Origin of the sequence: Frigoribacterium sp. Leaf8, from assembly GCF_001421165.1 — a bacterium.
Lineage (GTDB): Bacteria > Actinomycetota > Actinomycetes > Actinomycetales > Microbacteriaceae > Frigoribacterium.
The window spans coordinates 359,348-372,961 of sequence record NZ_LMKB01000001.1 but is presented as its reverse complement, the minus strand read 5'-3'; the positions used below and the strand labels follow the sequence as shown (position 1 = coordinate 372,961).

General features: G+C 75.0%; 14 protein-coding genes. 12 read left to right on the top strand and 2 right to left on the bottom strand.

The window, feature by feature from the left end:
* Positions 1-127 precede the first annotated feature (127 nt).
* Both ASL10_RS01755 and ASL10_RS01750 read left to right on the top strand, forming a co-directional pair.
* Positions 128-2,119 (top strand): sensor histidine kinase, encoded by a 1,992-nt coding sequence (locus tag ASL10_RS01755; protein WP_235452278.1) that lies wholly within the window; start codon positions 128-130, stop codon positions 2,117-2,119.
* A complete protein-coding gene (locus tag ASL10_RS01750; RefSeq protein WP_056043699.1) occupies positions 2,116-2,847 on the top strand; it encodes a response regulator in 732 nt (243 codons plus the stop codon). The genes ASL10_RS01755 and ASL10_RS01750 overlap by 4 nt, the downstream gene beginning before the upstream one ends.
* Positions 2,848-3,035: 188 nt before the next feature.
* Here ASL10_RS01750 and ASL10_RS01745 read toward each other — a convergent pair whose 3' ends face one another.
* Together ASL10_RS01745 and ASL10_RS01740 are read right to left on the bottom strand one after the other, a co-directional pair.
* The gene (locus ASL10_RS01745) at positions 3,036-4,001 is read right to left on the bottom strand and encodes a hypothetical protein (protein WP_056043696.1); all 966 of its coding nucleotides are present in this window, start codon (positions 3,999-4,001) and stop codon (positions 3,036-3,038) included.
* A complete protein-coding gene (locus ASL10_RS01740; protein ID WP_056043693.1) occupies positions 3,994-4,278 on the bottom strand; it encodes a hypothetical protein in 285 nt (94 codons plus the stop codon). The genes ASL10_RS01745 and ASL10_RS01740 overlap by 8 nt, the downstream gene beginning before the upstream one ends.
* 192 nt (positions 4,279-4,470) lie before the next feature.
* On the opposite strand from ASL10_RS01740, the gene ASL10_RS01735 reads away from it, so the two are divergent.
* From ASL10_RS01735 to ASL10_RS01690, 10 genes are all read left to right on the top strand, one after another.
* Complete coding sequence (locus tag ASL10_RS01735; protein ID WP_055975153.1) at positions 4,471-4,818, top strand: flagellar basal body protein; 348 nt, start codon at positions 4,471-4,473, stop codon at positions 4,816-4,818.
* A complete protein-coding gene (locus ASL10_RS01730) occupies positions 4,815-5,210 on the top strand; it encodes a flagellar basal body rod protein FlgC (RefSeq protein ID WP_043596823.1) in 396 nt (131 codons plus the stop codon). The genes ASL10_RS01735 and ASL10_RS01730 overlap by 4 nt, the downstream gene beginning before the upstream one ends.
* The gene (gene fliE, locus ASL10_RS01725; RefSeq protein ID WP_056043690.1) at positions 5,210-5,566 is read left to right on the top strand and encodes a flagellar hook-basal body complex protein FliE; all 357 of its coding nucleotides are present in this window, start codon (positions 5,210-5,212) and stop codon (positions 5,564-5,566) included. Before ASL10_RS01730 ends, fliE begins: the two co-directional genes overlap by 1 nt.
* A complete protein-coding gene (fliF, locus tag ASL10_RS01720; RefSeq protein WP_056043687.1) occupies positions 5,566-7,257 on the top strand; it encodes a flagellar basal-body MS-ring/collar protein FliF in 1,692 nt (563 codons plus the stop codon). Before fliE ends, fliF begins: the two co-directional genes overlap by 1 nt.
* The gene (gene fliG, locus ASL10_RS01715; RefSeq protein ID WP_056043683.1) at positions 7,254-8,309 is read left to right on the top strand and encodes a flagellar motor switch protein FliG; all 1,056 of its coding nucleotides are present in this window, start codon (positions 7,254-7,256) and stop codon (positions 8,307-8,309) included. Before fliF ends, fliG begins: the two co-directional genes overlap by 4 nt.
* Before the next feature lie 143 nt (positions 8,310-8,452).
* A complete protein-coding gene (locus ASL10_RS01710; protein WP_369794363.1) occupies positions 8,453-9,187 on the top strand; it encodes a FliH/SctL family protein in 735 nt (244 codons plus the stop codon).
* Positions 9,188-9,249: 62 nt separating this feature from the next.
* Positions 9,250-10,608 (top strand): FliI/YscN family ATPase, encoded by a 1,359-nt coding sequence (locus tag ASL10_RS01705; protein WP_056044531.1) that lies wholly within the window; start codon positions 9,250-9,252, stop codon positions 10,606-10,608.
* Positions 10,608-11,066: a hypothetical protein gene (locus ASL10_RS01700; protein WP_192122984.1), complete on the top strand. Its 459-nt coding sequence runs from the start codon at positions 10,608-10,610 to the stop codon at positions 11,064-11,066. Before ASL10_RS01705 ends, ASL10_RS01700 begins: the two co-directional genes overlap by 1 nt.
* Positions 11,063-11,824: a C40 family peptidase gene (locus ASL10_RS01695; protein ID WP_235452276.1), complete on the top strand. Its 762-nt coding sequence runs from the start codon at positions 11,063-11,065 to the stop codon at positions 11,822-11,824. Before ASL10_RS01700 ends, ASL10_RS01695 begins: the two co-directional genes overlap by 4 nt.
* Positions 11,821-13,614, top strand: a complete 1,794-nt coding sequence (locus ASL10_RS01690) for a flagellar hook-length control protein FliK (protein WP_056043672.1) — start codon at positions 11,821-11,823, stop codon at positions 13,612-13,614. Before ASL10_RS01695 ends, ASL10_RS01690 begins: the two co-directional genes overlap by 4 nt.

The following is a 13,614-nucleotide window of genomic DNA, read 5'->3' as shown; positions in this document are numbered from 1 at the left end:
TTTCGTGCACCGCACCGTGCCTAGACGAGGTGCGATGCACGGGACGCGGTGCGGCGCGTGCGCGAGGGCTGGGCGGGGCCGCGAGGAGGCGCGGGTCGCGTCGGCCGCGCCGGGTACCCTGGCGGGCGTGACCGACGACAGCTCACCACGGGGACGCCGCACGCCGGCGAGCCGTCGGGCGGGTGCGCGAGGCGGGTCGGGGCAGGGGGCGGCGCCGCGCCTCCGGAAGCGGCGTTTCGCCACCGAGGTGCTGCTGCTCCAGCTCGCCGTCGTCACCGCGATCGTGCTGCTGACCAGTGCCGTCTTCGCGACGATCGCCGTCCAGCGCCTGGCGCGCGAGGCCGAGTCGACCGCGCTCGCCGTGGCGCAGAGCGTCGCGAGCGACACCGACGTCCGGGAGCAGGTCGCCCTGCTGAGCGTCGACGGCACCGAGATCGACCAGGAGGCGCTGGCCCGGGGAGCCCTGCAGCGCACCGCGGTCGCGGCCCAGCAGCGCACCGGGGCGCTCTTCGTCGTCGTGACCGACGATCGCGGGGTGCGGCTGGCGCACCCGGACCCCTCCCGCATCGGCGAGCGGGTGAGCACCAGCCCCGACGCCGCCCTGCGAGGGGAGGAGGTCGTCGCCTGGGAGCGCGGCACGCTCGGCGACTCGGCCCGCGCGAAGGTGCCGATCTACGCTCCGGGCGTCTCGGTCGGCGCGGCGTCGGTGGCCTCCGGCTCGGCGGCGGACGTCGTCGGCGAGGTCAGCGTCGGGTACGCGCCGACCCGGGTCTACGACACCCTCGTGCAGGACGCCCTGCCCGTCGTCGGGGTGGCCGTGCTCGCCCTCGTGCTCGGCGTCGTCGCGTCGGTGCTGATCCGTCGGCGGCTCGACCGCGCGACCCTCGGGCTGCAGCCCGAGGAGCTGTCGAGCCTCGTCCAGAACCAGCAGGCCGTGCTCGGCGGGGTCGGCGAGGGGGTGCTGGCGGTGTCCGGCGACGGCGTCGTGACGGTGTGCAACGACCAGGCCGCGCGACTGCTGGCGGTCGACGCCTCGACCGCCGTGGGGAGGCCGCTCGCCGGGCTCGGCCTGCCCGAGGGGCTCGTCGCGCTGCTCGGTCCGAGCGGGCCGAGAGGGCCGCGCGACGCCGTCGACCAGGCGTCGGCCGGCACCTCGGCGGGCACCCCGGCCGACACCACGCTCGTGGTCGGCCACCACGTGCTGCTCGTCGACGTGCGTCCGGTGTCGCGCGACGGGGTCGACCTCGGCCGGGTCGCGGTGGTGCGCGACCGCACGGCCGTCGAGGCCCTGACCCGCCGGCTCGACGCCGTCGGCGCGATGACCACGGCCCTCCGCGCGCAGCGACACGAGTTCGCCAACCGGCTGCACGCCCTGTCGGGGATGCTCGAGCTCGGTCGCGCCGAGCAGGCCCGCGCCTACCTCGCCGACGTCCTCGACCACGGGCCGTTGCGCTACCCGGTCGCCCACGCCGACCGGCTGACCGAGCCGTACCTGCAGGCGTTCCTCGGGGCGAAGGGCGTCGAGGCGGCCGAGCGGGGCGTCCTGCTGAAGCTCGGGCCCGAGACGCTCGTGACGGGGTCGGTCGTCGAGCCCGGCGACGTGACGACCGTCCTCGGCAACCTGGTCGACAACGCGGTCCGGGCGGCCGTCGCCGGACGGGTCACGCCCGCCTGGATCGAGGTCGAGGTGCTCGACGACGGCACCGACCTGCACCTGTCGGTGATGGACTCGGGCGACGGCGTCGCCGACGTGGACCAGCTGTTCGACCGTGGGCCGCACGGTGCCGACGACGAGCCCGACCCCGCACGCGTGCACGGCCTGGGGTTCGGGCTGCCGCTCTCCCGGGACATCGCCCGACGCCGCGGCGGCGACGTCTGGCTCGGCTCGCCGGGCGGCGACGGGCACGGCGCCGTGTTCTGCGCGAGGCTCGTGGGCGCGGTCTCGCGCGAGGCGGTGGCGACGGGCGAGGCGGTGGTGACGGGCGCGTCCGGGCCGGCCCGCGCCTCCTCGTCCCATGGCGGCGACGACCCGCGACCGCCCGGCGTCGGCACGTCCGCCGGCAGCGCCCCCGCCCCCGGACCGCCCGCCCCCGACACCCCCGAGAGGACCACCCCGTGACGACCGAACTCACCGTGCTCGTGGTCGACGACGACTTCTACGTCGCCGACCTGCACCGCCGCCAGGTCGAGCAGCTGCCCGGCCTGCGGGCGTTGCCGGCCGTCGGCACGGTCGCCGAGGTGCGCCGCGTCCTCGCCGAACGGCACGTCGACCTGCTGCTGCTCGACGTCCACCTGCCCGACGGCAGCGGGCTCGACCTGCTGCGCGAGGTCGACGTCGACGCGTTCGTGCTCAGCGCCGCGTCGGACGCCACGACCGTGCGGCGGGCCCTGCGGCGCGGGGCGCTGGGCTACCTGATCAAACCGTTCGCGTCGGGCACGCTGGTCGACCGGCTGCGCGCCTACCAGCGGTACCGCAACGTGCTCGACGAGCGGACGGCCGTCGACCAGGAGGCGCTCGAACGGGCCCTGCGCATCCTCCATTCCGGCGACGCGGCGAAGGCGGCCTCGCCGTCGCGGTCGGCGACGGAGCAGGCGGTGCTCGAGCAGTTCGGAGCCGAGGCGGATGCGGACGCCGCGGACGCCGACACCGAGGTCGGGGCCGGGGCCGGGGCCGGGGCCGGCGTCGGGCCGCTCGAACTGTCGGCGGCCGACGTCGCCGCCCGGGTCGGGGTCTCGCGGGCCACGGCGCAGCGGTACCTCGCGGCGCTCGCCGCCGACGGTCTCGTCACGATGAAGCTCAGCTACGGCACCACCGGCCGCCCCGAGCACCGCTACTCGCGCCCCTGACCCGACCCGCGCCTCCTGCTCGTCGCCCGCTCGCTCGTCCGCCTGCTCGCCACCGCGTCGCACCGCCCACTGAACATCGCACCGCCCACTGAACATCGCACCGCCCACGTCGGCGGTGCGACGTCCAGTCGGCGGTGCGAAGCCCCCCCCGCTCGTCGGGGCGGGCCGCCGAGGAGGCGCGGGCCGGCTCAGTCCGCCGGTGCGGTCTCGACGACCGGACCGTTCACCTGCACGTCGATGAGGCGGCTGAGGGAACTGTCGGGTCCTCCCTGGAGGGTCACGGTGTAGGGCTCGTCCGCACCCTCACCGGGTCCGGTGACGATCCGCCGTGAGCCGCTCGGCGTGGTCTCGTCTTCGATGACGGTGAAGCCTTCGGCGACGAGGGCGTCGACCAGCGCTGCCGTCGTCGCGTCCCGTGAGGCGCCCGGAACGAGCACGACGGAATGCGCGACGGTCCACTGTCGGATGCTGCTGTCCGGGTCGTTCGGCGTGCCGGCCACACCGGCGTCGCCGTCCTCGAACACCTCGACGCTCTCGACGACGGCCGGGTCGACGAGCGCGACCACCCGGTCGACGAGGTCGTCGGCACGTCGGCCGGTCTCTTCGAGGGAGGGGGTCGACTTCCCCGTGGGGGTCTCGTCGACGGTCGGTCCGACCACGCCGAGGAGGACGTAGTTCTGCCCGGTCGACGCCCCGTTGTCACCGGCCTGCACGGTCAGCTCGAAGCCGTCGTAGCGGTCCTCGTCCGAGGTCAACGTGACCCAGCGACCTCCCGCGTTCGACGTCTCCCGGTCGAGACCCACCGTCCAGCCGTCCGCGACGCGGGCATCGATCACGGACTCGGCGACGTCGAGCTGGGGTGCGTCCGGCACGAGGTTCACGTACCGCAGCACCCGCCACTCCTGGATGCTGCCGTCGGCGTCGTCCGCGGAGCCGCCGATCGACGCCGCGCCGTCCTCCTGGGCCTCGACGCTCGCCACGAGCGTCGGGTCGACCTGGGCCTGGAGGCCGTCGATCAGTTCCGTGGCGATCGTGCCGGTCTCCTCGAGGGTCCTTCCGTCGTCCACATCGCGAGGGCCCGTCGTGCCGGTGCTGCACGCGGTGAGGAGGGCGATGCCCAGCGCCGCGAGGCAGAGCGCTCGTCGATCACCCATGGAGACCCACGAACCACCAGAGCGACGCGATCTCGGCGGGCTGCTGCTGGAGGCCGATCCACAGACCGACCGGCCACAGGAGCAGGGGCAGCACGGCCCCGACCGCGACCACCGCGACCACGAGGGCGAGGAACACGAGTCCGACCGCGGCACCGACCGACCGGCGACCCAGAGCGGCCTCCGCGGCCGCCTCGTCGTCGTCCACGACGATCTCCTCGTCCGGGTCGGCAGCGTGCTCGTCCCCGAGGCCCAGCAGTCGTCGACCGTCCTCGTCCATGCGCGCGCCCCCGTCCCCCCGGTCCTGGGCGCGACGCTAGCAGCAGGGGCCGCCCGCCCCCAGTACGGGGCAGCCGCCTGCGCACCGCTTACGTCGCCCCGCGCCCCGCCGATAGAGCGCCGTGAGCACGGATCGCTCGCACACCGGCCACGGATCGGCCCCTCGCACTCCATCGACCCCACCGGGACAGGCATGCCACTCGAATCCGTGACGCAAGCGGCGCTGCAGAGCGCCCTCGACGGTCTCTCGCTGCGTCAGAAGACGATCGCCGCGAACATCGCGAACGTCAACACCCCGAACTACACCGCCAAGCGGGTGCAGTTCGAGGAGGCGCTGGGCCGGTCGGTCGCGTCCGGCAGCGGAGCGGTCCAGGCGTCCACGTCGCGCAGCCTCGAGCCGACCCGTCTCGACGGCAACAACGTGAACCTCGACACCGAGACCCTGTCGAACGTCGACACCGTGCTGCGGTACCAGTTCGCCACGCAGGCCATGAACTCCGAGCTGACGGCCGTCCGCGCCGCGTTCCGGACGAACTCGTGACCGCCTTCGACGCGATCGGCATCGCGAGCACCGGCCTGACCGTGCACCGCAAGTGGCTCGACGCCGTGTCGGACAACATCGCCAACGTCAACACCGTGAAGTCGATGGACGACACCGCCTTCCAGGCCCGCTACGTCGAGGTGCAGGAGGGCGCCGGCACGTCCGGCGTCTTCGTCAAGGCCGACCGCTACGGCAGCGAGGCCGGCCGCGTCACGTACCTCCCCGACCACCCGCTGGCCGACGCCGAGGGATACGTGCGCATGCCCGACATCGACCTCGGCGCCCAGATGGGCGACCTGATCATGGCGCAGCGTGGCTACCAGGCCAACGCCGCCGTGGTCGACCGTGCCAAGACGGCCTACGAGGCCGCACTCCAGATCGGACGTGGCTGATGCCCATCGCAGGAATCCAGGCCCTCGGGGCCGTGCAACAGACCGGCTTCGCCGACGTGGGCACGCTCATGGGGGCCGGCGGTGCGTCCGACGTGACGGGCGTGGCCGGCGCGACCGGCGCCTCCTCGGTCTCGGGCGCGACCTTCGGCGCGACCATGACCGGAGCCGTCGAGGGGCTGCAGCAGCTGCAGTCCGAGGCGAAGACCCTCGCGGTCAAGGCCGTCACCGGTGACCTGACCGACATCCACGACGCGACCATCGCGGCGACGCGTGCCCAGGTCACGCTCGAGCTGGTCAGCGCCGTCCGCAACAAGGGCGTCGACGCCTTCAACGAGATCATGAGGATGCAGGCCTGATGCCGAACGCCGTCAAGGGCCAGCTCGCCAAGCTCGGTGCCGCCCTCCAGAGCTTCACGGTCGCGCAGCGCACGATCGCCGTCATCCTGGTCGCCGCCCTCGTGCTCGGCGTCGTCGCGCTCGTCAGCTGGCTGGGCAAGCCCACCTACACGCCGCTGTTCAGCGGCATCGACCCGACCGACGCGAGCGCCATCGTCGAACTGCTGCAGACCGACGGTGTGCCGTACGAGCTGACCGCGGGCGGCGGCACGATCCTCGTGCCCGAGAACGTCGTCTACGACGAGCGCCTCAAGGCCGCGGCCGCGGGGCTGCCCGCCGCGAGCTCGGGCGGCGGCTACTCGCTGCTCGACACCATGGGCGTCACCTCGTCCGAGTTCCAGCAGAACGTCACCTACAAGCGTGCGATCGAGGGCGAGCTCGCCAACACGATCAAGGCGATGGACGGCGTCAAGAACGCCAGCGTGCAGCTCGCGATCCCCGAGGAGTCGGTGTTCGTCGCCGAGCAGCGCGACCCGACCGCCTCGGTGTTCGTCGAGACCCAGGCCGGTGCGACGCTGGACTCCAAGCAGGTGCAGGCCATCGTCAACCTGACCAGCGCCTCCGTCGACGGCATGAAGGCGACCGACGTCGCCGTCACCGACGCCTCGGGCACGGTGCTCTCGGCCGTCGGCAGCGGAGCGGTCGGAGGCGCGGACGGCGACGCGAGCGACTACGAGTCCAAGGTCCAGGCCTCGGTCCAGGCCATGCTCGACAAGATGGTCGGTCCCGGCAACTCGTCCGTCGTGGTGGCCGCCGACCTCGACCAGAGCTCGGGCACCAAGGTGACCGAGTCGTTCTCGCAGCCGACCTCGGGGCCGATCGCCCTGAACGAGTCGGGCACCACCGAGCAGTACGGCTCCGGGGCGAACGGGGCGAACGGCACCGGTGCGACCGGCGTTCTCGGCCCCGACAACATCGCGGTGCCCAACGGCACGGCGGCCGACGGCACGACCGCCGCGGGCACCGGCGCCGACGGGGGCTACACCAACGAGTCGACCACCAAGAACAACGCCGTCGACAAGGTCACCGAGAGCCTCAACGTCCCGGCCGGCGAGGTCAGCCGCCAGACGGTGTCGGTCGCGCTGAACTCGGCCGCGGCCAACGGGGTCAACATGCAGAGCGTCCGCGACCTCGTCGGTGCCGCCGCCGGCATCGACGCCGCCCGCGGCGACACCGTCCAGGTCGCGCAGGTCGACTTCGACACCTCGGCCGCGGACGCCGCCGCCGAGGCGCTCAAGGCCGCCGACGCGGCGAGTGCCAGCGAGGCGATGTGGGGCACCATCCGCACGGTCGGCATCGTCGCGGCCATCGCGATCGCCGCCATCGTGGGGCTCATCGTCTTCGCTCGTCGCAGCCGCCGCCAGGACCGCGAGGACGTCGACCTCGGCGAGCTCTCCCCGCAGAACGGCGCCCAGACCTGGGACGCCACGATGCCGCTGTCGCTGGACGACGCCGTCGCCACCTCGCGCCTGACCCTGCCCGGCATGGGCGAGCCGAAGACCGAGCTGCTCGAGGTCGACGCCCCGACGCCGTCGCCCGAGTTCGTCTCGGCCGAGCGCCGCCGGGCCGAGATCGACGCGATGGCCGAGCGCGACCCGGGCAAGACCGCCGAGCTGCTCCGCGGCCTGATGGACGACCGGCAGCCCGCATGAGCCTCGTCCCCACCACCTTCGGCGCCCCCGCGGTCCCCGGGGTCGGCAAGCCGTTGACCGGCGCCCAGAAGGTCGCGGTCATCCTGATGCAGATGGACCAGGTCCGCGCGGCCGCGGTCATGAAGGAGTTCAGCGAGGTCGAGGCCGAGGAGATCGCGGCCGAGATCGTGCGCCTGCGTCGCGTCGACCCCGCGCTCGCCGAGGCCACCGTGGCCGAGTTCCACGACCTCAGCGTCAGCGGCCGCTACCAGCGCCGCGGCGGCCACGACGTCGCCGTCGGTCTGCTCGAGGCGTCGTTCGGTTCCGAGCGTGCCGCCGGCGTCATGGAGCGCATGGCCTCCAACATGGCCGGCAAGTCGTTCGAGTTCCTCGACGAGGCCGAGGCCGGTCAGGTCGTGGCGCTCCTCGACGGCGAGCTGCCGCAGACCATCGCCCTGGTGCTCGCGCACCTCAGGCCCCAGCAGGGTTCTGCCGTGATGTCGGGCCTCGACGTCGAGCTGCGCGCCGACGTGGCCCAGGCCATCGCGACGATGGGCACGGCCACCCCCGAGTCGGTCGGCATCGTCGCGGCCACCCTCAAGGTGCGGGCCGGCGCCGTCGTCGCCCCGCGGGACCAGGTCGAGGTCGTCGGGGGCATCCAGCCGCTGATCGAGATCCTCAACCGCAGCGACGTGGCGACCGAGAAGGCGCTGCTCGAGGGCCTCGACGAACGCGACCCCGAGCTGGCCGAGGAGGTGCGCTCGCGCATGCTCACCTTCGAGGACATCGTCAAGCTCGAGTCGCGCGACATCCAGCAGGTGCTGCGCGGCATCGACGCGGCGATCCTCGCCACGGCGATGAAGGGCGCGCCGGCGGCGGTCACCGAGGTCATCCGCGGCAACGTCTCCGAGCGCAACCGCGAACTGCTGGACGACGAGCTGCAGTCGATGGGTCCGGTCCGCAAGTCGCAGATCGAGGAGGCGCGGGCGTCGGTCGTGCGCGCCATCCGCGAACTCGAGGCGATGGGCGCGATCACCATGCACCGCTCGGACGACGACGCCCTCGTCGAGTAGCCCGGCCCCCCTTCGGGGCAAGGGCTAACGCCGTCCCGGCCTAGGTCGAGAGTCGCCGGTGAGCACGGATCGCTCACCCACCCCAGGCCACGGATCGGCCGTCACCCCCAACGCCGAACGGCCCTGTGATGCTCGATTCCGTGATGACCCCCGAGGGCGCCGCCCCGGCCTTCGCGCGCGTCAGCTACCCGTCCGTCACGCTGCCGGGGTCCGACGCCGCCACCACGCGACAGGCGCACGACGCCCGGGCCGAGGCCCGGGGGCACGCCGCCGGGTACGCCGCCGGCCTCCGCGCGGCCGAGCTCGAACTCGCCGCCCGCCGGGCCGTCCTCGAGGCCGAGCACTCCGACCTGCTGCACCGCCTCCAGGCCGCCACCGTCTCGGCCGTCGAGGCCCTCGCCTCGTCGGCCCGCGCGCTCGACGCCCGCGTCGCGCCCGTTCTGGACGACGCCGAGGAGGCGCTGGTCGCGACCGCCTTCGAGCTCGCCGAGGCGGTCCTCGGCTACGAACTGCGCGCCTCCGAGTCCGTCCATGACGGCCCGTACGGGGCCGACGCCACCGCCCGGGGCGCCGCCGACACGGTCGACCCCCGCGAAGGACGGACCGCCCGTGCGGCCGTCGCCCGCGCCCTCGCCGTGACCGACCCCGGCGACGTCGTGACGGTCCGCCTCCACCCCGCCGACCTCGCCCAGCTCGACGCGGCGACCCGCGACTCCGTGGCCGCCGAGGTGGCCTTCGTCGCCGACGCGACCCTGGCCCGCGGCGACGCCGAGGCCGAGCGTCGCATCGGCCAGGTCGACGCCCGCCTCGGCACCGCGCTCGACCGGGCACGGACGGCGTTGCTCGGCGACCCGGCGACGGACGGGGGCGCCTCGTGACCCTCACCGCGCCTCCTGCCCTCGTGCCGACGGGTGCCGTCGTCGACGGCGGGCGTCCGCGCGTGCCGGCCGTCCTCGCTCCCCGTCTCGCCGCCGCCCGCGTCGCGGCCCGTCCGCAGCGCGTGGGCCGGGTCAGCTCGGCCGTGGGCCTCGGCCTCACCGTGCAGGGCCTCGACGCGGCCGTCGGCGAGATCGTCGCCGTGGGCGACGCGACCGCGACGTCCGGGGGCACCACCGCCGGTCCGGACCTCGCCGAGGTCGTCGCGACCACGCCCGACGGCGTGCGCTGCATGCCGCTCGGCCGTCTGACCGGCATCACGACCGGCACGCCCGTCCGGTCGACCGGCCGTCCGCTGCTCGTCCCCACCGGCACGGGCCTGTTCGGGCGCGTGCTCGACGGCCTCGGCCGACCGATCGACGGCAAGGGGCCGCTCGTCGGCGCCGACGGGGGTCGCGTCGACCTCGTGCCGCTCGACCACGAGACCCCGTCCGCGATGCACCGCGCGCGCATCGACACGCCCCTGCAGCTCGGCGTGCGCGTGCTCGACACCCTGACCACGGTCGGCAAGGGACAGCGCGTCGGCCTGTTCGCCGGCTCGGGCGTCGGCAAGTCGTCGCTGCTGTCGATGATCGCCCGCGGCTCGGACGCCCAGGTCAGCGTGATCGCCCTGGTCGGCGAGCGCGGCCGCGAGGTGCGGGAGTTCCTCGAGGACGACCTCGGGCCCGAGGGCCTCGCCCGCTCGATCGTCGTCGTCTCGACCAGCGACGAGCCCGCCCTGATGCGCCTCCGGGCCGCCTTCGTCGCGACCCGCATCGCCGAGTCGTTCCGCGACCAGGGCGCCGACGTCGTGCTGATGATGGACTCGCTCACGCGCGTGGCGATGGCCCAGCGCGAGATCGGCCTGTCGGTCGGCGAACCGCCCGCGACCCGCGGCTACCCGCCGTCGACGTTCTCGGTGCTGGCCGGCCTGCTCGAACGAGCGGGGACCGACCGCATCGGCTCGGTCACCGGGCTCTACACGGTGCTGGTCGACGGCGACGACCACAACGAGCCCATCGCCGACGCGGCCCGCAGCATCCTCGACGGGCACGTCGTGCTCGACCGCAAGCTCGCCGTGACCGGGCACTTCCCGTCGGTCGACGCGCTCGGCTCGGTCTCGCGCGTCGCCTCGAAGGTGACCAGCCCGCCCCAGCGCGCCGCCGCGACGACGCTGCGCAAGGTCATGGCCGCGCGCCGGGCCGCGCAGGACCTGCTCGACGTCGGTGCGTACCAGCGCGGCACGAACCCGCTCGTCGACGCGGCGGTCGACCACCAGGGCGCCATCGACGCGTTCCTGCAGCAGGGCATGGACGACCGGGCGGCCTCGGCCGACTCGTGGAACGCCCTGGCCTCGCTCACCTCGCGGTTCGGAGCGATCTGATGGCGCGCCCGTTCTCGCTGCTCGGCCTGCTGCGGCTGCGTCACGCCCAGCAGGACCAGGCCGGTGCCGTCCTCGCCGAGGCCAACGACCGTCTGCGCGAGGCCGCCGACGAGCGCGTGCGCGCCAAGCGCACCCTGGCCGACGAGCCGTCCGAGGTCACCGACGCGGCCATGCTGAGCGCGCTGGCGGCCTCGCGGGCCTCGTCGCGCGGCATGCTCGCCGAGCTCGACGCCGTCACCCAGCGCCGTCAGGCCGACGCCGACGCCGCCCAGGCCGCCTTCAACGAGGCCCGTCGCGCGGCGATCGGCCTCGAGAAGCTCGAGCACAAGCACGCGGTGGCCGAGGCGGCCGCCGACCTGCGCGACGAGCAGATCGCCCTCGACGAGATCGCCTCGCGCCCCCGCGCCGACGGCTCGCCGTCCGGCACCGACCCCGAGAACCCAGGAGGCGCGGCGTGAGTCCCGTGACCGAGGTCCTGTCCCGCATCCAGGACATCCAGGCGACCATCGCCCAGCTGCGCGCCGGCACCACCGGTGCGACGTCCGCGACGGCCACCGCCGCGTCCGCGACGTCGGCCACGGCCTTCGCCGACGCGCTCGCCGGCACGTCCGGCCCGGGGGCGACGGCGACCAGCGCCTCCGTGGACGCCGTGGCCGGGTCGGTCGCGAGCGGCAGCGGAGCCGACGGCTCGGACGTGGTCGAGTCCGCGAAGAAGTACCTCGGCGTGCCGTACGTGTTCGGCGGCGAGGACCGGACCGGCATGGACTGCTCGGGCCTCGTGCAGACCGTGTTCGGGGACCTCGGCGTCAGCATGCCGCGGGTCGTGCCCGACCAGGCGGAGATGGGCGCCGAGGTGCCCTCGCTCGCCGAGGCGAAGCCCGGCGACCTGCTCGTGCCGAAGGGCGAGGGCCACATCGTGATCTACCTCGGCGACGGCAAGGTGCTGCACGCACCCCGCCCGGGCAAGGACGTCCAGATCGTCGACAACTGGTACAAGGACTCCGACCTCAGCACGATCCGGCGCATCGTCCCGGCCGAGGGCGCGACGGGTGCCGCCTCGGCGTCGTCCGCCTCGTCCGCGTTGTCGAGCCTGTCGGGCCTGTCGGGCTTGTCGGGTCTCTCCGGTGCCGCCGGTGCGTCGGGCGCGTCCTCGTCGGGGACCGACCTGATGACCGCGGCCCTGCAGAAGCTGATGAGCGCGGGGGTGGCCTCGTGACCCTGTCCCGCACCCTGCCGTTCGCGCCTCCTGCCCTGTCCGATGCGTCGTCGCTCCGCCCTTCCGCGGGGTCGCGGGGCCCGGGGGCCGGCACCGCCCGTGACGCCGACCGCGCGGCCACCGGCTTCGGTGCCGCCATGCGCGACGAGGGCTCCTCGACGCGAGGTGCCGACCGGAACGACCCTGTCGCGTCTCCTCCTGCCCCCACCCCGGCTCCGGCCTCCGCCTCGGCCGTGGCCGGGTCGTCGTCGCTCGACGCCCCGTCCGTCGTCCCATGGCGCTGGCCCCTCGCCGAGGCGACCTCGGCACCGACCGCGCCGGTCGACGAGTCCGACACCGCGACCACCACGACCGAGAAGGCTTCGACGACCGACGGCACCTCCGCCGTGCCGCGTGACGCGGTGGGCGACGTGTCGGTGGCCGGGGGCTCCGTACCGGTCGAGGTCGCGACGTCGGCCGCCCCGGCCGAGACGGTCGCCGCCGCCCTCGCCGCTCTGCTGCGCCCCTCCGCCCTCACCGCTCCGGTGCGCGTCGCGTCGCCGACCACCGATGGCGCCGGGGCCGAGCCGCTCGACCCCGCGCGCGACGGATCGGCGCCCGATCCGTCCGCTGCCTCCGCCGCCGCTCTCGCTCCGACGGCACCGGCTGTGCCGGCGGCACCGGCGGTGCAGGCAGCCGCAGCTCCCGCCGCGGCCGCCCCCGCCGCAGCCCCCGCCGCGACCGCCGTCTCGACCGTGCAGCCCGCGTCCGCTCCTGCCCCGGGTCCCGCCGGCACGTCCGCCACCGCGGCGAGCCCCGCGGCCGCCGGCGCGGGTGTGCCCGTCGCACCCGGCGAGCCGACGCCGTCCGCTCCGGGTGGTGCGGTCCGCGCCGAGTCGGCCGCCGGTCCCGACACGGTCGCCGCAGTCGGCGACTCGGCCCGGAACGGATCGCCGATGCGGGCGCCCGCTCCCACCCCCGTCCCGGCAGCGGTCGACCGCGCCCTCACGCCGGCCGCCCTCGTGCTACCCGGCACGCCCGGTCCGTCGAGCGCGACGACCGGCGCACCGTCCGCGCCGTCCGGGCCGTCCGCCACGCCCTCCGGTGCGCCTCCGGCCGGAGCCTCCGCCCCCGCGGCCTCCACGGCGACGCCCGCGGCGTCCACCTCCGCACCCACCCCGGCACCCGCGACCACCGACCCGATCGTGTTCGCCGCCCCCGCGGTCGGCGCGACGTTCCCCGTCGCCGCGACCGCCGCCTCCTCGTCCGCGACCCCGTCGCCGGTCGCCACCCCGCCGGCGCCGTTGACCTCGCAGCTCTCCCGGCCCCTGTTCACGCTCGCCGCGGCGGGCCCCGGGGTGCACGTCGTCACGGTCGATGTCGCCCCCGAGGCGCTGGGCCCGGTCACCGTCCGGGCCCACGTCTCGGCGCACGGCACGCACGTCGAGATGTTCGCCGCGTCGGACGCCGGCCGTGACGCCGTGCGGGCGATCCTCGGCGACCTGCGCCGCGACCTCGCGACGGCCGCCTCCACGACCGCGGGAGGCGCGGGCCACCAGACCAGCGTCGACCTCTCGTCCCAGGACCAGCCGTCCGACGGCCGGGGTGACCGCTCCGGTCAGCTCGGCTCGCCCGGGGCGCAGTCCGGCGCCGACGGAGGCGCCGGGCGACAGGCCCGTGACGCCGCCGAGGCGCGCGGCGCCACCGGCCGCGCGCCGCGCGACGGAACCGACCCCCTCGACGCGACGGGCGCGGTCGACCGTGCCCGCGCCTCCTCGTCCCTCTCGACGTCCCTCGACGTCCTGGCCTGA